Source organism: Streptosporangium sp. NPDC020145 (assembly GCF_040631275.1).
Lineage (GTDB): Bacteria > Actinomycetota > Actinomycetes > Streptosporangiales > Streptosporangiaceae > Streptosporangium.
In genome coordinates this window covers 275,429-295,042 of record NZ_JBEXZT010000005.1, presented here as the reverse complement: position 1 = coordinate 295,042, position 19,614 = coordinate 275,429, and the positions used below count along the sequence as shown (strand labels likewise).

The following is a 19,614-nucleotide window of genomic DNA, read 5'->3' as shown; positions in this document are numbered from 1 at the left end:
AGTGGAGTTACACCATGGTTCTTCTCGACCTGCAGACCCTGGAGACCCCCGGCGGCCACGGTGGCGGCGGCGGCAGCACGCTGACCGTCCTGGGCTGCGAGTCCCACACGCCGAGCAACCTCAGCCTGCTGCTCTGCCACTAGTCAAGCGGATGCCCGGGACGGCCGGCGACGGCAGCCGTCCCGGGCATCGCCCTTTCCAGGAAATACCAAGAAATCTCAGGAAATACCGGGAAATACAAGGAAGCCCTCCACGAGAACCCGCGGCGAAGGAGAAACGGTGCGGACGGCGGATCGGCTGGTCACGCGGACGCTGAGGCACAGCGGTCCCTGGCTGTACGTGCTGGTGTTCACCTCCCTGGCGGGCGCGCTCGGCGAGCTCGCGCTCCCCTACGTCCTGGGCAGGACCGTCGACACGCTCGTGGCGGCCGGGCCCGCGAGCCGTACCTGGCTGGTGACCTGCGGGTCCGTGGTGGTTCTGATCGCGGCCTGCGACGTGCTGGGCGTCTGGGCGGCCGGGGGCGGCGGCGCGCGGGCCACCCGGTGGCTGCGGCTGCGGATCCTGCGGCACGTGCTCGGGGCCGGTCCCGCGATGACCCGCCGTTTCCCCGAGGGGGACCTGGTCACCCGGATGGGCGTCAACGCCGACGAGACCGGGCGTGCGCCCGAGTCGATCGTCACCGGGGCCGCGCTGCTCGTCCCCACCGCGGGCGGCCTTGTCGCCCTCGTCCTCATCGACGTCTGGCTCGCCCTGACCCTGGTCGCCGGTCTGGTGCTCATCGCGTTCGTCCTGCGGGCCTTCCTCAGCACGACCACCTCCCTCGCCGGTGACTACCAGCGGACGCAGGCCGACATCGCCGCGCGCCTGGTCGACGCCCTCTCCGGGGCGCGCACGATCGCCGCGGCCGGCACCGAGGAGCGGGAACGGGCCCGGGTGCTCGCCCCCCTGCCCCGGCTGCGCGCGCACGCCATGGACATGTGGCGGGCCAACGCCCAGGCGGGGGTGAGGGCGGGGGCCGTGGTGCCGCTGCTCGAAGTGGCCGTGCTCGGCGTCGGCGGGCTACGGCTGGCCGGGGGCGACCTCACCGCCGGGGAGCTGTACGCCGCCGCCCGCTACGTCGTGCTCGGCGCCGGACTCGGTGCGGCGCTCGGCCACGTCGGCCGTCTGGCCAGGGCACGGGCCGCCGCGGGCCGCCTGGCGGAGCTGACCGAGGAGCCCGTGATCGCCTACGGAGGCCTGTCCCTGCCGGAGGGCCCCGGCACCCTGGAGCTGCGCGGTGTCGGCGCGGGCGTGCTCAGCGGGATCGACCTGGTCGTCCCCGGCGGCTCCTCGGTCGCCGTCGTCGGCAGGTCCGGCTCGGGCAAGTCCCACCTCGCCGCCCTCTCGGGACGGCTGGCCGACCCGGAGACCGGGCAGGTCCGCCTGGACGGCGTGCCGCTGCCCGACCTGTCCGCGGAGGCGCTCGGCGCGGCCGTCGGCTACGCCTTCGAGCGCCCGGTCCTGGCCGGTGGGACGATCTCCGGCGCCGTCAGCCTCGGCGTCGCCGAGACGGACGGCCGTGAGGCGGCCGTACACGCCGCCGCCCGTGCCGCGTGCGCCGACGGCTTCGTACGCAGGCTCCCCCTCGGGTACGGCACGCCGCTGCGCGAGGCCCCCATGTCCGGCGGGGAACGGCAGCGGCTCGGCCTGGCCAGGGCCTTCGCGCACGGCCGTCGCCTGCTCGTCCTCGACGACGCCACCTCCAGCCTGGACACCGTCACCGAGCGTCAGGTCAGCCGGGCGCTGGCGGGCGAGCTGGGAGGCCGTACCCGGATGATCGTGGCGCACCGGGCCGCGACCGCCGCCTCCGCCGACCTGGTGGTCTGGCTGGAGGAGGGGCGGGTGCGCGCCTGCGACACGCACACCAGGCTGTGGCGGGACCCCGCCTACCGGGCCGTCTTCCAGCCTCTACCGAGCCCTCCGGTCACCGGGGCGGGTGCGTCGTGAGGGCGGCCGTACCGGGCGGTCCCGTCCGCCGGGCGTTGCTGCGCGAACCCCGCCTGCTGCTGAGGCTGGGCGCCTGGTCGGTCGCCGAGACCGCGCCCGCCCTCGTGGTCGGCCTGGCCGTGGCCAGGGCCATCGACGACGGTTTCGCCGCGGGCCGGGCCGGGATCGGCTTCGCCTGGCTCGCCGTACTGGGCGGCGCCTGGCTGGTGGCGGCGGTGGGCGCGCGCCAGGTCGTGCTGACCGTCGGCGCCGTCGTCGAGCCCTTCCGCGAGGAGCTGCTCGACCACGTCGTCGGCGGCGCGCTGCGCCGTTCGGCCACGGCGGGGAACGGCCCAGGAACCGCCTCCGTCGCCCGGGCCAACCTCCAGGTCGAGCTGGCCAGGGACGCCCTGGCCTCGGTCATCACGGTCGTCAGGTCCTTCGCCTTCACCGTGGTGAGCGTCGTGCTCGGTCTGGGCGCCCTCGCTCCCGGTGTGCTCGTGCTGGTCCTGCCGCCGTTCGCCGCGGGCCTGTGCCTGTTCCTGCTCTCGCTGCCCGCGCTCGCCCGGCGGCAGCGGGAGTTCATCCTCGCCGACGAGCGCACCGCCGAGTCGCTCGCCGACATGGCGGGCGCGCTGCGTGACATCACCGCCTGCCGCGCCGGGTCGCGGGTGGCCGACGACCTCGGCCGCCAGGTGCGGCTGCAGGAACGGGCCGGGCGCGCCCTGGCCGGGGTGACCGCGCTGCGCACCGCCTCACTCGCCGTCGGGGGCTGGCTTCCGGTGCTGCTGATCCTGGCCGGCACCCCCTGGCTGGTACGCGGCGGGGCCGGGGCCGGGGTGATCCTCGGCGCCCTGGTCTACGTCACCCAGTCGCTCGCCCCCGCGCTGGGCAACCTCGTGCAGGGCCTCGGGATGAGCGGTGTCCGGCTGCGGGTCTCGCTCGAACGCGTCCTGCGCCACGGCGCCCCGCCCCGCCCCGAGGTGGAACGGCGCGCCCCCGGGGACGCCGGAGTACGGCTGCGCGACGTGTGGTTCGCCTACGGCCCGCACGCCGAGCCGGTGATCTCCGGCCTCGGCCTGTCGATCCCGGACGGCGACCACGTCGCGGTCGTCGGCCCCAGTGGCATCGGCAAGTCGACGCTGGCCGCGCTCGTCACCGGGGTGCTGCCGCCGGACACGGGGGAGGTCCTGGTCGGTGGCGTCCCCGCGGGCCTGCTCGATCCGGCGAGCCGGGTGCTGATCCCCCAGGAGGCCTACGTCTTCCGGGGAACGCTGCTGGAGAACCTGACCTACCTGGCCGCCGCGGGAACGCCGGTCGAGGCCGTCGAGGAGGCGGTGGACGCGGTCGGGCTGACCGCCCTGGTCGCCAGGCTCGGCGGCCACTCGGCCGAGGTCGATCCGGGCCTGCTCTCCCCCGCCGAACGTCAGCTCGTCGCCCTGGCCCGCGCCTACCTGAGCCCCGCCCGCCTGGTGGTCCTCGACGAGGCGACCTGCCACCTGGACCCGGTCGCCGAGGCCGTCGCGGAGGAGGCCTTCGCCCGCAGGGGCGGCACGCTGCTGGTCGTCGCCCACCGGCTGACCTCCGCGAGAAGGGCCCGGCGGATCCTCGTCATGGACGGCGTCGACGTCCGGCTGGGGACCCACGACGAACTGCTCGCCTCGTGCCCGCCGTACGCGGAACTGGCCGGGCACTGGAACCCCGCCGAGAACCAGGAGCTTGTCCCATGATCTATCCGCCCGCCGAGCGGGAACCGGTCGTCGACCTTCTGGGCGGGCGGGCCGTACCCGATCCGTACCGGTGGCTTGAGGACGGGGACGACCCGAGGACGCGTGACTGGCTCGCCGCCCAGGACGAGCTGTGGCGTGCCCACGCCGCCACGCTGCCCGGCCGTGACGGGTGGCACGCCAGGGTGGCCGCGCTCACCGAGGCGGGGACCGCGGGAACGCCGATGTGGCGGGGCGGGCGTCGCTTCTTCCTGCGCCGTACGGCCGGGCAGGAGCACGCCGTGCTGTACACCGCCGCAGCGGGGGAGAACGTCAGGGCGCTCGTCGATCCGGGGGTGCTCGACCCCGGCGGCCTGGTCACGCTCGACCACTGGCAGCCGGACGCCGAGGGCCGTCTGCTGGCCTTCCAGCTGTCCAGGAGCGGGGACGAGCACTCGCGTCTGTACGTCGCGGACGTCGTGACCGGCGAGGTCGTGGACGGGCCGGTCGACCGTTGCCGCTACTCGCCGGTCGCGTGGCTGCCCGGCGGGAAGGCCTTCTTCTACGTGCGGGGGCGCAGGGTCTGCCTGCACCGGCTCGGCACCCCCGCCGACGACGACGTCGTGGTCCGCGCCGAGGAACGCTCCTACGGCCTGGGGATCAGCGGGGACGGACGCTGGCTCACGGTCTCCGCGGGCCGTCCCGGCGGCAACGACCTGTGGCTGGCCGACCTGGTCGCCTCCTCCCCCGAACGGCCCGCGCTGCGGACGGTCCAGGAGGGGACGGACGCGGTGACGGTCGCCGCCGTCGGTCCCGACGGCCGCCTGTACCTGCTGACCACCCGGGACGCGCCCCGCGGCCGGCTGTGCGTCGCCGACCCGGAGCACCCCTCACCCGAGGGCTGGAGCGAACTGGTCGGCCCCGACCCGGAGGCCGTGATCGGGGACTTCGCGATCGCGGAGGGAACCGGGGGACCGGTGCTGCTGGTCGGCCGGACCCGGCACGCGACCGGCGAGATCGGCGTCCACGACCCGGTGACCGGGGAACGGCTCGGCCTGGTCCCCCTGCCCGGCCTCGGCTCCGTCGGGCACATGTCCACCCGTCCTGAGGGGGGACACGAGGTCTGGTTCACCTACACCGACGGCGTCACCCCGGTCGGTGTCCACCGCTACGACGCGCGCACCGGGCGGACAACGCTCTGGGAGGCGGCGCCCGGCGCCGTCGAGGTGCCCGAGGTCGAGTCGCACCGGTTCGTCTGCGTCTCGGCCGACGGCACCCCGGTGCGGGTGGTCGTCCTGGCCCGCCCGGGCGCGGGTCCCCGGCCCGCCGTCCTGTACGGCTACGGCGGATTCGGGCGCCCGCTGGCCCCGTCGTACTCCGGCTACGTGCTGCCCTGGGTCGAGGCGGGCGGGATCTTCGCGTTCGCCCAGGTGCGGGGCGGCGGCGAGGAGGGGGCCGACTGGCACAGGGCGGGCACACTCGGCCGCAAGCAGAACACCTTCGACGACTTCGTCGCGGTGGCCGAACACCTCGTCGCGGAGGGCTGGACCACCCCGGACCGGCTGGGCGTGTGCGGCGAGTCGAACGGCGGCCTGCTGGCGGGCGCGGTGCTGACGCAGCGTCCCGATCTGTTCGCCGCCGTGGTCTGCTCGGCCCCGCTGCTCGACATGGTCCGCTACGAGCGCTCCGGCCTCGGCCCCTCCTGGCGGGGTGAGTACGGCTCGGCCGACGACCCCGAGCAGTTGGGCTGGCTGCTCGGCTACTCCCCCTACCACCGGGTCGAGAAGGGCACGGACTATCCGGCGACGCTGCTGACCACCTTCGGCGGCGACTCCCGGGTCGACCCCCTCCACGCCCGCAAGATGTGCGCGGCCCTGCAGTGGGCGACCTCGGGAGACAGGCCCGTCGTGCTGCGCCACGAGGACGGCGTGGGACACGGGGCCAGGGCGGTCAGCCGGTCGGTCGGCCTGGCCGCGGACATGCTGGCCTTCCTCGCCCGGCACACCGGTCTCGAACCGGGAGCGCCTGGATCAGGCCCGTGAGCGGTAGCGGATCAGGCCGATCCGCCTGACGTCCTCGGGCCACAGCCAGCCCGACTCCTGGGCGATGGTGACCGCCTCGACCCTGGTCCTGGCCCCCATCTTGGCGAGGATCCGCGACAGGTAGTTTCGGACCGTTCCGCCGGAGAGGAAGAGCCGTTTGGCGATCTCGTTGACCGGCTCCCCCTCGGCCGCGACCTGGAGCACCTCAAGCTCGCGGGCGGTGAGCGGGTTCTCCCGCGCGTGGAGGGCGGCGACGGCCAGCTCCGCGTCGATGACCCGCTCGCCCGCGGCGACCCTGCGCACGCACTCGGCGAGTTCTCCCGCCGGGGCGTCCTTGACGACGAAGCCTCGCGCCCCGGCGTCGAGCGCGCGCCGCAGCGCGGCTGGGGTGGCCAGGCCCGTCAGCATGACGTTCTTGCAGGAGGGCAGCACCCTGGCCAGTTCGCAGGCCGCCGACAGGCCGTCGGTGCCGGGCAGTCCGATGTCGAGGAGGGCGACGTCCGGCCTGGCCCGCAGGCAGGAGGGCACCACGTCGTCGCCGTGACCGACCTCCTCGACCACCTTGATGTCATGCTCGACGGAGAGCAACGCGGCCATCGCTCCGCGAACGAGGTGCATGTCCTCGGCGATCAGGACGCTTATCACGGGTCGTGTCCCCTTTTCGGCGGGAAGCTTATGTGTTAATTGCTCCGGATGTCACCCGCGGAAATCATTGTGCTACCCGCCGGAACCGTTCGCCACCCGGATAGGCCAGACGAGTACCCACCCCCCGCGAATTACGCCTCCCCAGGGGCGCGAATCCGAACAATCGGATATCCGGAACGACTCTTCCGCCCCCAGACCAGGTGAAATCCATCCTGCCCCGGCCTGCGCCCACGGTCCAGTCCACGACCACCCCCGCCCTGCCCACGATCGCAAAATGGACCTCCAACGCAAACATTCAAGGACTGCCACAATTCGTTAAACACGGCAGGTATCGGGAAATATCACGCATGATCGGGAATTCGCCCTGATCCATTATCCTTTGTGAGCCAGCCGGAACCCCCGTCCCCTTTCCCGCCGATCATCTTCGTGCGCCTCACGTGCCGTACGGCCCCACCGCGGGCGCGGTGCCGTACGGCGTCAGGGCCGTGATTGTCGGGCCCAAGCCTTACGGTAGGGCGCGTGCCAGAGACGAACCACGAGATCACGCTCGACTCGGCCCTCTCCGAGGAGGCCGTGCTCGCCACCTACCGCCGCATGTTCGCCGCACTCGCGCGCGACAGCGGCGCCGTGGTCGACGACCCCGTGCTGGTCGACATCGCCGAGACGCTGTTCGCGGCGTTCGCCGAGGCGGGCGAGGAGTGGCTGACCCACGAGCAGATGCGGCACGTCTGCCGGGCCTACCCCCTTGAGCTGTTCGAGAACCGTCTGCGGGTGCTCAGGGGTCTCGGCGCGATCCGTGAGGTCTTCCCCAAACCGAACCAGCTCCGCTACCGGGCGTCGTTCACCAGCGTGGTCGGGCTGATGTTCGTCCGGCGGATGATGGACGACGGCGGTCAGTCGGAGATGCACCGGCTGCTCGCCCTGGAGGACCTCAACGTCGCCGACCCCCGCACGACCATGGAGGAGGCGCGGCTCAGCGCGCAGAACCTGTCGCGGGCCTTCAGGCTGTGGGCGCTTGAGCTGATCACGCTGACCGGCGGCACCATCGAGGAGCTGCGTGAGCAGGCGCCCAAGCTCTGGGGCACCGAGGAGATCGCCCGCAGGGCGCAGAGCCTGCACGCCACGATCCTCACCCGCTGGCCCGACCTGGACCGCACCTGCACCGAGCTGCGCGCCTCGATCTACTCCTACAGCGACGCCTCCCGCCGGGCCGCGGGCCGTCTGGCCGACTCCGCGGGCACGACCAGGAACCTCACCCTGCTGCCCGCCGAGACCTGGCGGACGTTCGCCCAGACCGCGCCCAGGGAGCGGCTCGCCGCCGTGCTCGACGGGTTCGTCTTCGACGTCCCCGCGCCGTGGCACGATCCTGCGGCGATCGTCAGGGCCGTTGACGAGAGTCCCCGGCCCGCCCCCGCGCAGCCGACGCCGCCACGTTCCGCGCTGCCCGATCCCGGCCCCGCCGACTCCCACGAGCCCGGTGGCGGTGGGCTCGACCACCTCACCGCCGTCGCCGAGGCGGCCCTCGCCGGGCGGCCGAGCGCCCGGCTTGAGGAGCTTCTCACCGCGGACGGCGAGTGGGTCTCCGCGCGCAGACTGCTGGCCGACCTCGTCTCGGCCGACCTTCGTCCCGAGTCCCCCTACCGGCTGCGCTGGTCGGACGCCCTCACCGCGGACCCGGACGGGGAGCCGTCATGGCTCTCGCACGGGCTCCTGGAGAGGACTGGCCATGACGCCTGAGCTGGCGCACGCGCGGGCCAGGGCGACCGGCCCCCTCACGCTCGGCGCGGGTGAGCCCGCTCCCCCGGGGATGACCCGGCTCGGCAACCCCGACGGGACCGGTACGGCGCTGCCCGCCTGGCCCGACGGGGCGACGCCGTCCCTCCTCGACGAGTACCAGGTCGCGCCGGTGAACGTGGAGCGGGCCGGAGAGACGAGGCGGGTGCTGGCCGCGGCGCTGAAGTGCTGCTGGAACGACCTGTCCGCCGATCCGTGGCCCGGCTCCCCCGCGCCGGTCGAGGACGTGCTGTCCGCCTACCGGGCGCTGATCGGCCGCGGTGACGACCTCATGCGCAACTGGGCGATCGGCGCGCTGCGCCGCCTGCACGACTCGGCCTGGCTTGAGGTCGACGCCGGTCTCGTACGGCTCGGCCCCCGCTGCGCCGGCTGGCCCGCCGCCTCCCACGCCCAGCTCAGGGAGTTGCTGCGGCGTCTCCCCTCGGGAGAGGACGGCTCCACCGGACTCGACGTCCTGCCCGCCCCTGACAGGGCACAGGACAGGCCACAGGACAGGACCGGGCGGCAGGCCGCCGAGGAGACCGGGGCGGGCGCGACCGCGAGCGTCTCCGAGCCCGACGGGGTCGACGAGGACCTGCTCGCCCCCTTCGACGAGCGGCGCAGGGCCGAGATCGTGGCCGCCTTCATGGCGGTCGAGCACGCGGCCGAGCCGGTCGGCGAGGCGCGTTTCCCCGCGCTGCGCGATCCGGCGCCGCGCCGTACGGTCGCGGAGATGCTGCGGCGGCGGGGCCGCGTCCTGGTCCAGGACCGTGAGCGGTGGACCTCCGGCTACGAGGACGGGACGGCCGCGCTGGCCGGGTCCTCCCTCGGGGAGGCCGAGCGCGCGGTGCTGGTGCTGGTGCTGGTCCACTCGGTGGCCATCCCCCGCGCCGACGGGCTGTTGCCCGCCGACAGCTGGCTGTCTCCGTTCCCCGCCCAGGTCGACGAGCTGCGCAGGCACACCAGGCTGCCGGTCGGCGAGCTGGACGCGGCGCTGCGGATGTTACGTCACGCGGGCCTGGTCACGCAGGTCAAGGCGGGAGAGGAGGCCGGAGGATACGTCCCCGGGCCGCAGTTCCACCGGTTGACCCCGCAGGCCAGGCGCCGTCTGCAGGAAGAGCTGATCCTCGCCGCGGGGCCGCACACCCCGCTGGCCGCGGCCGTGAGGGCCAACCGCCGATGAGACAGAAGAAGGGAACGACAGGGGTGACCGAGCAGCCGGACCCGTCAGCCGGGGACTCGCCGGACAACGCAGGCGGGCGAACGGGGCAGGCCAGTCTGGTGCCCGTCGAGGCCAGGGTGGCGGCGCCGGGTGAGAACGTGGTCGGCGACCGGGTGCTGATCGCCGTGCAGGCGGTCAACATCTCCCGGCTGTCCACCCACCCGGTGCCGACGGTGCCGGGGACGCTGATCGTGGTCGCCGGGGCGGGCCCGAAGGACTCCAACGGCGCGGGCAAGTCCTCGTTCATCGCGATGATCACCGCGTTGCTCGGCGACGAGCAGTGGCGCTTCGCCTCCGGGGCGAAGGCGGTCTCCGAGCTGCTGTTCAACGCCGAGCTCGCCGCGGGCGGGGGCGGAAGGACCTGGGCGAGCGCCGACCACGGCTACATCGTGGGCGTCTTCGCGAACGCCGGCGACGGGCGGGCGGGCACCGGCGGGCTGGGCGAAGGGCTGGACGACGCGCTGACCGTGTGGCTGCGGGTCAACCAGGAGGCCCCGCACCTGGAGATCCGCTGGACCCCCGGGGTGTGCGTGGCCTCGGCCTCCTCGGAGGCCGAGCGGGTGACGCGGGCCGACCACCTGTGGGCGACGCTGCCCCGCTCGGCGGGCCGCAGGGACGTCGTCGCCCGTGACCTGACCAGGTTCCTGTACGGCGACCGGGTCAGGTGCGTGTCGTTCCTGTCCACCTCGGTGCGCAGCAAGGTCGCGACGAACCTGCTGTCCCAGCCGCTCAACGAGATCTCCCCCGAGCGGGTCTTCGAGGCCATCGCCGCTCTGACCGGCCTGGACACCGAGCTGGACCAGGAACGCGACGCCCGGCGCGACGAGCACGCCAAACGGGTGCGGGCGGCGCGGGCCGCCGAGTTGCTCAGGGAGTTCGAGGACGAGTCGCGGGCGCTGCTTGAGACCTTCGACCGGCGCGACCGGGCCAGGATACGGCTGGCCGAGGGGATGCGCGGCTGGCGTGGGCGGCTGGCGCGCAGGCTGGCCGACACCGCGCGGCGGGACGAGGCTCTCGCCGCCGACCTGGAGCGGGCGACGGCGGAGGGTGAGCGGGCGGCCGAGGCCGTCGCCGAGGTCCGGGCGGAGATCGCGACCCTGAAGGACGACACGCTCGACCGCGGCCTGGCCGAGGCCCGCAGGGAGCTGACCGCCCTGCAGGCGCGGACGGCCAAGCTGGACGCCGACCGCGCGGTCGCGGAGAACGCGGTCGACGAGCTGCGCGGGCAGATCCCCGGCCTTGAGGAACAGCGGCGGCTGGCCGACGGCCGTGACGTGCGGACCGCCGAGGACGAACTCGGGCAGGCCAGGCTCAGGCTCAACGAGGCGCTGAAGGCCCTGGGTGTCGCCGACCGCGAGGCCGAGGGGGCCAAGGCCGCGCTCGACGACGCCGAGGGCGGCCCGGCCGCGGCACAGCTCAACGCGCTCGCCGCGGCGGGGGTCGAGGCGAGCGGCCTGCTCGACGCGCTCGACGTCGCCGAGCACGCCAGGGACGACACGGGCGGCCTTGCGGGGCGGGCGGTCGCCGTGGCTCTCGGCGCCCGTGGCTGGCCGAGGGAGCACGCCGTGGTCGTGGACGCCGCCGACCTGGCGTCCGCGGCGCGGGCGCTGGCCGCGCTGCCCGGCTCCGTGCTGGTCAGCGCGGCGGGCGTCACCGTCGTCGGGGCGTTCGAGGCGGTCACGACCGGCAGGGAGGCCCGCATCAAGGCCGCCGAGCTGCGGCTGCACCGGGCGCGTGACGCGCAGGAGGTGGCCGCGGAGACGGTGCGCGCCGCCGAGGACGGCGTCGCGGAGGCCGGGCGGCGGCTGGAGGGGGCCAGGGCCGCCGTACGGCTCGCCGACGTCGAGCGGCGGCTGGCCGAACGGCGGGCCGCGCTCACCGGTCTCACCGAGGCGCTGGCCGAGGCCGGGCCGAAGGTGGGTGAGGCGGAGCGACGGGCAGGCGCCCTCGACTTCCGTGCCAGGACCAGGAACATGGAGATCGAGCGCCTTGAGGGGCGCAGGGCCGGGCACGAGGCGGAGCGCGACCGGGCGGCCGAGCGGGCGGCCGCGATCACGGCGGAGCGGCAGGCACTCGGCATCGAGGCGCTGGCCGCCGAGTGGGGCGGCACCGCGCAGAGCGCCCGCGAGTGGCTGGAGGCGCTGGGCGAGCAGGAGTCCCCGCTGACGGCCGAGGAGTGGTGGCGGACCGCGGAACGCCGCCTCGACGAGGCGCTGCGCGACACCTTCCCCGGCGAGGACGACGAGATGCCCGAGGAGCTCGCCTTCCTGGTACGGCGGCGCACCGAGCCCGGCGCCGGGCGCACCGCGCGTGAGCAGACGACCTTCCCCGGCGTCTGCGCCGCCCTGGCGTCCTACCTGCGCGGCCAGGAGGAGTACGAACGTCACCAGCGCCGTCAGATCGAGTCCCAGCTCGCCACCAGGCAGCGTGACCTCGCCGCCGCGGCGAAGGGCGCCGAGGAGGCCGCGCAGTCGACCGCCGTGCACCGGGCGGCGTTGAGCGCGGCGATCAAGGCGCGCCTCACCCGGGTCGCCGAGGAGTTCGACCGGCTGGACACCTCCTACGGCGGCTACGGCGCGACGCTGGAGTTTCCCGTGCCGCCCGCGCCCGCCGACCCCGAGCAGCGCTGGGCGTGGCGGGTCACCCCCAGGTGGCGCAGGGGCGAGGGTCAGGGCTTCGTGCCGTACAACCGGCGGGCCAACACGGCGTTGATGGACGAGAAGGCGGTCAAGCTGGTCTGCGCCGCGGCGATCGCCTCCTCCGGCGGCGGCCACCTGTGCCTCGTCCTCGACGAGCTGGGCCGCAACCTGGGCAAGGAGCACCGCAGGGAGGCCGTGGCGCTGTTCCGCAAGATCGGCGAGACCTACGGCATCACCGTGATCGGCGCGCTCCAGGACGACATGGAGCCCTACGCGGTCGACGCCTGCGGGCAGTACATCAAGCTGCGCCGCTCCTCCGACGCCATGCCGTACAACGAGCCGCCGGTGATCGTCGGTCATGACGCCCACGCGGAGCGGGTGCGGGCGCTGGCCGCCGCAGTGGGCAGGCGGACACCGGAGACGGACGGTGCGGAACAGGTGATGAGGGACGAACGGTGAGAGACGGGCGGCGAACCAGATAATCTCGCATGAGGTGCGGCCGGTGACGGCCGGGAGGGTCAGGGAGGATCGGTGTCGGCGTCGCCGCTGGATCGGACACCCCAGAAACACGACCTCTACCGGGCGATGGCGCTGGCGCTGCGGGTCGGTGAGCTGCTGCTCGGCAGCGGCGAGAGCACCGAGACGGTCTCCGGCGCCATGCGCAGGATCACCAACGCCTACGGCGTGCCGCACTGCGAGGCGGACGTCAACCTGTCGGCCATCACGCTCTCGCACGTCCCCTCCGACGGGAGCGTCCCGGTCACCGCGGAACGCCGGGTACGGCGCCGCCTGCCCGACTACGACCGGTTGATCGCGGTCCACGAGATGATCAGGGAGACCGCGGGCGGGTCCATGCCGCTTGAGGAGGCCGAGTCCCGGCTGCGGAAGGTCACCCGCCGGGTCCGGGTCTACCCCGACTGGTTCCTGGTCACGGCGCTCGCGCTGATCGCGGCCTCGGCGAGCATCCTGGTCGGCGGCGGCGCGCTGGTCGCGACGGCGGCGTTCGCGGCGACCGTGCTCGGCGACCGGGCGAGCGCCTGGCTGGCCAGACGCGGGGTCGCGGAGTTCTTCCAGCTCACGGTCGCGGCGATGCTCGGCTCGCTGGTCGCGGTGCTGATGCTCGCGATCGGCGCGCCGGTGCGGGCGGAGGCCGTCGTGGTCGGCGCGGTCGTCGCGCTGCTGCCCGGACGGCCGATGGTCGCCTGCGTGCAGGACGGCATCGCGGGCGAGTACGTCACGGCGACCGGGCGGCTGTTCGAGATCTTCTTCATCCTGACCGCGATCGTGTCGGGCATCGGCATCACGCTGTACGCCGCCGTCCGTCTCGGGGTGCCGCTGACAGTGGAGAACGTGCCGTCCGCGCCGCTGCTGATCAGGCCTGAGCAGCTGCTCGGGGCCGTGGGGGTGACGCTGTCGTTCGCGGTTGCGCTGCTCGTGCCGCCCCGCCATCTGTTCGCGGCGGCGCTCGGCGGCGCGATGGTCTGGGTGGTCTTCGTGCAGCTGCACGTCTGGCAGGTGCCGGTCGTCCTGGCCACCGCCGTCGCCGCGGCGGTCGTCGGGCTGTTCGGCGGCGCCTACGCCCTGCGTGCCCGGGTCCCCTCGATGGTGATCACGATCCCGGCGATCGGCTCGCTGCTGCCGGGGACCGCGCTCTACCGGGGCATGCTCGAGGTCAACCTGGGCCACGGGGGCGCGGGGCAGGAGAGCCTGCTCCAGGCCCTGTCGACCGCGCTCGCCCTGGGCGCGGGCGTCATCCTCGGCGGGGAGGTCGTGCGCGCGGTCACCGGTTCCGACCTGACCAGGAAGGTCAGGCGACGGGGTGGCCGTACCCGCGCGTTCATCAGCCGTCCCGCCGCCCGCCGTACGCGGGGCTACTGAGCCCGAAGGCCGTCCATCACCAGGCCGAGGAGGCGTTCCGAGGTGTCGTCGCCGCAGTGCTCGCCGATCCAGGCGACCGCGTTGACGAGGCGCATCAGGTCGGTCCCGGTGACGTCGTCGCGTACGGCGCCGGTCCGCTGGGCGGCGGCCAGCAGCGCCGACCCGCCCGCGCGGGTCTGCTGGCAGGCGCCGTACAGCTCGGAGGCCGGGTCGTTGAGGCTGCTCATCAGTGTCGCGGCCAGTCCCCGGTAGACGGTGGCGTGGGCCATCAGGTGGCGCGTCCACTCAAGGAGCGCCTCCTGCGGGGAGTCCGAACCGAGCAGTTCGCGGGCCTGTGTGTCGAGGGTGACCAGACCGTCGTGGAGCACGGCCTCCAGCAGCGCCCTGCGGGTGGGGAAGTGCCGGTAGAGGGTGCCGATGCCGACCCCGGCGGCCCTCGCGATCTCCTCCAGGGACGCCTCAGTGCCCTGCTCGGCGAAGGCCACCCGCGCGGCGGCCAGCAGTCGTTCGTAGTTGCGCCGCGCGTCGGCCCGCATGGGGCGCTGGGTGGTCGCCACCTTGACTCCTCACTTTCCCGGCGTTCTCCGCACATCTACTCGGAGACCGCCTCCGCATACCCTACCGCCCGGCCCGTGCCGCCGGTCAGGGCTCGTCAGGGCTCGTCAGGGCACGGTGACCTCGACGGTCGAGCCCTTGCGGCCCTTGCTGACGCGTAGCTGCGCCGGGACGCGGGAGCGCAGTTCGGTGACGTGGCTGACGATGCCGACGGCCCTGCCGCCGTCGCGCAGGCCGTCGAGGATGTCCAGCACCCCGTCGAGGGTCTCCTCGTCGAGGGTGCCGAACCCCTCGTCGATGAACAGCGCCCCGATCTCGACTCCCCCGGCCTCGGCGCTGACCACGTCGGCCAGGCCGAGGGCGAGCGCCAGCGAGGTGATGAAGCTCTCACCGCCGGACAGGGTCGCCGGGTCGCGGTCCCTGCCGGTCCAGCCGTCCACGATCCGCAGGCCGAGCCCGCCTCCCGACCTGCTGCGGTCGCCCGCCGTACGGCCGAGGCCGTGTTCAAGGAGATAACGGCCGCCCGACATGCGGTCGAGGCGCTCGTTGGCCGAGTCGACCACCTGCCGCAGGCGCTCGCCGAGCACGAAGGCGGAAAGGCGCATCTTCCAGCGGTTGTCGCCCGAGGTCCCGCCGGTCAGGGCCGCCAGCCCCTCGGCGACGTGGTGGCGCCGCCGCGCGGGACCCCAGCGGTCCAGGCATCCCGCCAGCTCGGCGCCGAGCGTGACGAGCCTGGCGAGCCGGGCCCGCGCCTGGTTCGCCGCGGACAGCAGCCTCGCCTGGGCGGCCTCCGCGGCGTCACGCGCGGCGCGCAGCCCGTCGAGGTCGGGTTCGGGCTCCGCGGCGGCGGCGACCAGTTCGGGGTCGGCCAGCAGGGCGGTGACCGCGACGCGTTCCCTTTCGAGCTCGCGCAGCCGTTCGGCCTTCTCCTCCCGCTCGGCCGGCGGGCGGAAGGCCGCGAGCGCGTCCTCGACACCGGAGAAGCCCGCCTCGACGGCCGCGGCCGTGGCCGTGACACGGGCCGCCGCCAGCTCCGCCGTGGCCGTCCGCTCCAGCCGGGTCGCCTCGACGGCCTCCGTGAGCAGCTCCGCCTCCTCCGCCAGCCGGTCCAGCCTGGCGGCCAGTGTCGGGTCGTCGCCCCGTGCCTCGTCCAGGCGCGCGGTCAGCCGCTCGATGTCCGCGTCCAGCCTCTCCCGCCGCGTACGGCGGGCGGCCAGCGTGACCGCGAGTTCGCGCGAGAGCTCCTCAAGCCTGACCTGTTCGTCCGCGGTCCGCGCGGCCTCCTCGGCCAGCGCGGGTTCGGCCCGCGCCGACTCGGTGAGCCCGGCCAGCGCCTCCTGCACCCGCGCGAGTTCCCGCGCGGCCTGCTCGGCCGGGACGTCCGTCTCCTCGGACGCCTCCCGGTGCTCCGCCGCCAGTTCCGCGGCGCGACCGGCCGCCTCCGCCGCCGCGGCGAACAGGGCCGCCTCCCGCGTCAGGCGCTCCCTGCGGGCCTGGACGGTCGGGTCGGCGCCGCGTGCCTCGTCGAGCCGGGCGGTCAGCCTGTCCTGTTCCGCCCGCCACTCCTCCTGGCGGGTACGGCCTCCGGCGAGCAGCCGCGCGGCGTCGGCCGCCCCGGTCCGCGCCTCGTCGAGTTCGGCCGTCAGACGCTCCGCCTTCTCGGCGAGGGCGCTCTCCGTCTCCGCGACCGCCGTCAGGGCGGCCAGCGCGCGCCGTACCTCGTCGAGGGCCTCCCGCGCCTGCTCCACGGGCGTGTCCCCGGCCACGGCGAGGGCCTCTTCGAGGCGTGAGGTGAGGGCGGCGACCGCGGTCTCGGCGTTCCTGCGCCGTTCCACGGCGGCGTCGTGGTCGGCCTGGGCGGCGCGCTCGTCCTCGGAGGTCGGGGCCCGCCCCGACCTGGCCGCCGGGTGAGGGTGTTCGGAAGAACCGCAGACGGCGCAGGGTTCGCCGGGAACGAGTTCGGCCGCCAGTTCCGCGGCCATGCCGTCGATCCTGGCCTGCCGGAGGTCCTGGAGGCGGTCGCGAAGCCGCTGGGCGAGGTCGACGGCCTCGGCCTGGAGCGTCCTGGCGGCGTCGAGTTCGGCGCGCAGGCCGTCGCGGCGTCCGGCCGCGTCGAGTCCGGCCGCGGCGGCGGCGGCGCGTGCCCGCGTCTCGGGGATCTCCGCCGCCCTGGCCCTGACCTCGGTGAGCTCCGCGGTGACCTCGGCGAGCGCGGCCGGGAGTTCCGCGCACCGCGCGCCAAGGGCCGTCTCCCGCTCCTGCGCCTCGGCGAGTTCGGCATCGAGCACGGCCAGCGGCCCGGCCAGTTCGGCGAGCCTGGCCTCGTCGCCGCGCAACCCCTCAAGCCCGGCGAGCAGCCGCCCGTGCTCCCGTTCCCGTACGGCCAGCAGCTCGCGGGTGCGCGCCTCGTCCCCCGGACGGTGCTCCACCGGATCGGGCAGCCTGCCCAGCGCCGTGGCCAGGTGTCCTCGCGCCTCCTCCAGGGCGACGGCCAGGCCGTCCCGCCGCTCCACGGCCTTCAACCGGGCCAGCGCGGCGTCGCGCGCCGACTCCGCGGCCGGGACCCGCGCGGCGTCCAGGCGGGCGGCGGAAAGCCTTGCCTCCGCCTCGCGTCTGAGGCCGGGCAGAACCCCAAGACGGCTGTCGGTCTCCTTCTGGCGGGCTTCCAGCTCCGCGATCTCCCGGGTGAGCGTCGCACGCTCCAGGAGGTCCTTCGACAGCAGCGGTTCCTGCGTGCGCAGTTCCTCCAGCCTGGTGATCTCCTCCCGCCGGTCGAGCGCCATCGCGGCCAGCCGTTCGACGCCGGCCGCGTTCTCGCCCACTGCCCCGGCTGCCGGCCCGATCAGGGGCAGGGCTCGGGCGACGGCGTCGGCGGCCATCCGGTGCGCCTTGGTCGCGGTCTCCTCCCGCTGCTCGGCGGCCCGGATCATGGGCAGCACCCGGTCGGCCCTGGCCGCCTCGTCGAGCACGTCCTCCAGATCGGCCCGTTCCTGCGCGCTCTCCCCGAGGGCGCGTTCGCGCGCCACCGCCTCGGCGTGGCGGCGGCGCCGGTCGGCGAGCGCGTTTCCCTGCTCAAGGGCGGCCCGCGCCAGCCGTACGGTCTCCAGGACACCGTCGTTGTCGCGGCCCGCGCCGGCCTCGGCGTCGGCGGCGAGCGCCTCGATCGCGGCGGCCCAGGCGAGCGGGTCCTCCTCGCTGGAGGAGTCCCCGGCGTTCTCGGCGAGGAGGGCGAGCAGTTCGGGGCCCGCCGCCTCCTCGATGCGTTTGACGGCGAAGTCGACCTCGGTGCGCAGGCTCTGCTGCTCGCGGAAGGCCTCGGTGCGCCGGTCGGCGAGCCACGCCTCGGCGCCGGCGTAGACCCTCACGGAGAACAGCCGTTCGAGCACCCTGCGACGGTCCTCGCCGTCGGCGCGCAGGAACCTGGCGAAGTCCCCCTGCGGGAGCATCGCCACCTGGAAGAACTGGTCGGCGTTCATGCCCAGCAGGGTGCCGATCAGCTCGCCCGCCTCGTCGACCCGCGTGGTCAGCCCGGTCCACTCGCCCGAGGGGGTGAACTCCTGGACGAGTGCCTTCTCCTTCTCCCCGGTCATGCCCTCTCCCCTGAGCTTGGGGCGCTGCCAGGCCGGGGAACGGGTGATCTTCAGCCGCCGCCCCCTGAGGGTGACCTCCAGGGCGACCGAGGGCCCCCTGCCGGGTGGGGCGTGGTCGCAGCGCAGGCTCTTGGCGTTGTCGCGCCTGCCGGGCACCCTGCCGTACAGGGCGTAGCAGAGCGCGTCCAGCACGGTGGTCTTGCCCGCGCCGGTCGGGCCGTGGATCAGGAACAGCCCCGCCTCGGCGAGGGCGTCGAAGTCGATCTCCTCCTCACCCGGGAAGGAGCCGAACGCGGTGATCCACAGACGGTGCGGGCGCATCTACGCCATCGCCTCCCTGATTCGGCAGTTCTCAATGGCCTCGCGGAGCAGCGTGGTCTCCTCGGGGTCGGCCTCCTCGCCCCGGACCTCACGGACGAAGTCGAGCGCCACCTCGATCTCCGGTTTTCCGGCGAGCCTCGGCCGTACCGCGCCCTGCTGGGTGCCGCCCTCGGGCTCGAAGGAGAGGCTGAGGGTGTGCGGGAAGCGGGTCCTGAGGCGTTCCATGGCCTCCTTCGGCCTGACCGGGTCGGTCAGCGTGACCTGGAGCCAGTGGTCCTCGTAACCCGCGTGGTCCGCCGAGGTCAGCAGGTCGTCGAGACGTCCCCTGCGCGTGGCGATCGGCCGGGGGACGGGGGCCTCGGCGAACTCCGCGCTCACCCGCCCCCGCGCGTCGACCTCCACCAGCCACGAGCCCTTCACCTGGCGCTCCTCGGAGAAGGAGTAGGCGATCGGGGAGCCCGAGTACCGTACGGTCTCGCTCATCCGCTGGCGGCCGTGCAGGTGGCCGAGCGCCACGTAGTCGACGCCGTCGAAGACGGAGAGCGGGACGTGCTCGACCCCGCCGACGCTGATGTCGCGCTCGCTGTCACTGGCCCGCCCGCCGGTGACGAAGGCGTGGGCGAGCACGACCGAGCGGGTCCCCCTGCGGGCCAGGTCCGCGCGGACCAGGGACATGGCGTGCCCGAGCGCCGCGGTGTGGGTGCGTTCGGGCAGCTCCCACGGTTCGCGCACCAGCTCGGGTTCCAGGTAGGGGATGCCGTAGAAGGCCACCTGCCCGTCGCCCGAGGGGTCCTCGACGAGGACCGGCTCGCCCGCCCGCGCGGGGTCGGTGCGCAGGTGGACGCCCGCCGCGTCGATCAGGTCCGCGCCGAAGCCGAGCCTGCGCGCGGAGTCGTGGTTGCCGCTGATCAGCACGGTGCGCACCCGTTCGCCGACCAACCGCCGCAGGGCCTGGTTGCACAGGTCGACCGCGTCGACCGAGGGCAGCGCCCTGTCGTAGACGTCGCCGGAGACGACGACCACGTCGATCCGTTCGCTCCTGATCGTCTCGATCAGGTGGTCGACGAAGGCGCCCTGGGCGTTCAGGAGGCTCTCGCGGTGGAAGGAGCGGCCCAGGTGCCAGTCGGAGGTGTGGAGCACGCGCATGTCACGTGAAGCTAACAGGCCTCGAACGCACACGAGACCACTGTGACCACTCTGCTCCCATTCGTCCTGTCGGGTGTGACCGGCCGTGGGTACGCTGAAGATCGTACGTTTCTCCCGGAGGCGAACAACGAC

At 74.3% G+C, this 19,614-nt stretch carries 12 protein-coding genes; 8 read left to right on the top strand and 4 right to left on the bottom strand.

Annotated elements, in window-relative coordinates:
* Positions 1 to 14: 14 nt before the first annotated feature.
* The 4 genes from ABZ463_RS12305 to ABZ463_RS12290 all read left to right on the top strand — a co-directional run bounded on the left by ABZ463_RS12305 (position 15) and on the right by ABZ463_RS12290 (position 5,713).
* Positions 15 to 143 carry a SapB/AmfS family lanthipeptide gene (locus ABZ463_RS12305; protein ID WP_352011527.1) on the top strand — a complete coding sequence of 43 codons (129 nt, stop codon included), beginning with the start codon at positions 15 to 17 and terminating at the stop codon, positions 141 to 143.
* A gap of 136 nt (positions 144 to 279) precedes the next feature.
* Complete coding sequence (locus tag ABZ463_RS12300) at positions 280 to 1,986, top strand: ABC transporter ATP-binding protein (RefSeq protein WP_362775682.1); 1,707 nt, start codon at positions 280 to 282, stop codon at positions 1,984 to 1,986.
* The gene (locus tag ABZ463_RS12295; protein ID WP_362775680.1) at positions 1,983 to 3,695 is read left to right on the top strand and encodes an ABC transporter ATP-binding protein; all 1,713 of its coding nucleotides are present in this window, start codon (positions 1,983 to 1,985) and stop codon (positions 3,693 to 3,695) included. Before ABZ463_RS12300 ends, ABZ463_RS12295 begins: the two co-directional genes overlap by 4 nt.
* Positions 3,692 to 5,713 (top strand): prolyl oligopeptidase family serine peptidase, encoded by a 2,022-nt coding sequence (locus tag ABZ463_RS12290; RefSeq protein WP_362775678.1) that lies wholly within the window; start codon positions 3,692 to 3,694, stop codon positions 5,711 to 5,713. The genes ABZ463_RS12295 and ABZ463_RS12290 overlap by 4 nt, the downstream gene beginning before the upstream one ends.
* Here the strand turns inward: ABZ463_RS12290 and ABZ463_RS12285 are convergent.
* Positions 5,702 to 6,358 (bottom strand): response regulator transcription factor, encoded by a 657-nt coding sequence (locus ABZ463_RS12285; RefSeq protein WP_352011523.1) that lies wholly within the window; start codon positions 6,356 to 6,358, stop codon positions 5,702 to 5,704. The genes ABZ463_RS12290 and ABZ463_RS12285 overlap by 12 nt on opposite strands.
* Before the next feature lie 519 nt (positions 6,359 to 6,877).
* Between ABZ463_RS12285 and ABZ463_RS12280 the strand changes: the two genes are divergently transcribed.
* The 4 genes from ABZ463_RS12280 (at position 6,878) to ABZ463_RS12265 (ending at position 13,870) form a co-directional block, all read left to right on the top strand.
* Entirely contained in the window at positions 6,878 to 8,095 is a 1,218-nt protein-coding gene (locus ABZ463_RS12280; protein WP_352011522.1) for a hypothetical protein, read from the top strand.
* Positions 8,085 to 9,314, top strand: coding sequence for a hypothetical protein (locus ABZ463_RS12275; RefSeq protein WP_362775675.1), 1,230 nt, complete (start codon positions 8,085 to 8,087; stop codon positions 9,312 to 9,314). The genes ABZ463_RS12280 and ABZ463_RS12275 overlap by 11 nt, the downstream gene beginning before the upstream one ends.
* A gap of 23 nt (positions 9,315 to 9,337) precedes the next feature.
* Positions 9,338 to 12,451 (top strand): chromosome partitioning protein ParA, encoded by a 3,114-nt coding sequence (locus ABZ463_RS12270; protein ID WP_362775673.1) that lies wholly within the window; start codon positions 9,338 to 9,340, stop codon positions 12,449 to 12,451.
* A gap of 72 nt (positions 12,452 to 12,523) precedes the next feature.
* Complete coding sequence (locus tag ABZ463_RS12265; RefSeq protein ID WP_362775671.1) at positions 12,524 to 13,870, top strand: threonine/serine exporter family protein; 1,347 nt, start codon at positions 12,524 to 12,526, stop codon at positions 13,868 to 13,870.
* Here ABZ463_RS12265 and ABZ463_RS12260 read toward each other — a convergent pair.
* The 3 genes from ABZ463_RS12260 to ABZ463_RS12250 all read right to left on the bottom strand — a co-directional run bounded on the left by ABZ463_RS12260 (position 13,864) and on the right by ABZ463_RS12250 (position 19,482).
* Complete coding sequence (locus tag ABZ463_RS12260) at positions 13,864 to 14,427, bottom strand: helix-turn-helix domain-containing protein (RefSeq protein WP_362775669.1); 564 nt, start codon at positions 14,425 to 14,427, stop codon at positions 13,864 to 13,866. The genes ABZ463_RS12265 and ABZ463_RS12260 overlap by 7 nt on opposite strands.
* A 105-nt stretch (positions 14,428 to 14,532) precedes the next feature.
* Positions 14,533 to 18,336: an AAA family ATPase gene (locus ABZ463_RS12255; protein WP_362775667.1), complete on the bottom strand. Its 3,804-nt coding sequence runs from the start codon at positions 18,334 to 18,336 to the stop codon at positions 14,533 to 14,535.
* Entirely contained in the window at positions 18,337 to 19,482 is a 1,146-nt protein-coding gene (locus ABZ463_RS12250) for an exonuclease SbcCD subunit D (protein ID WP_352011516.1), read from the bottom strand.
* Positions 19,483 to 19,614: the final 132 nt, after the last annotated feature.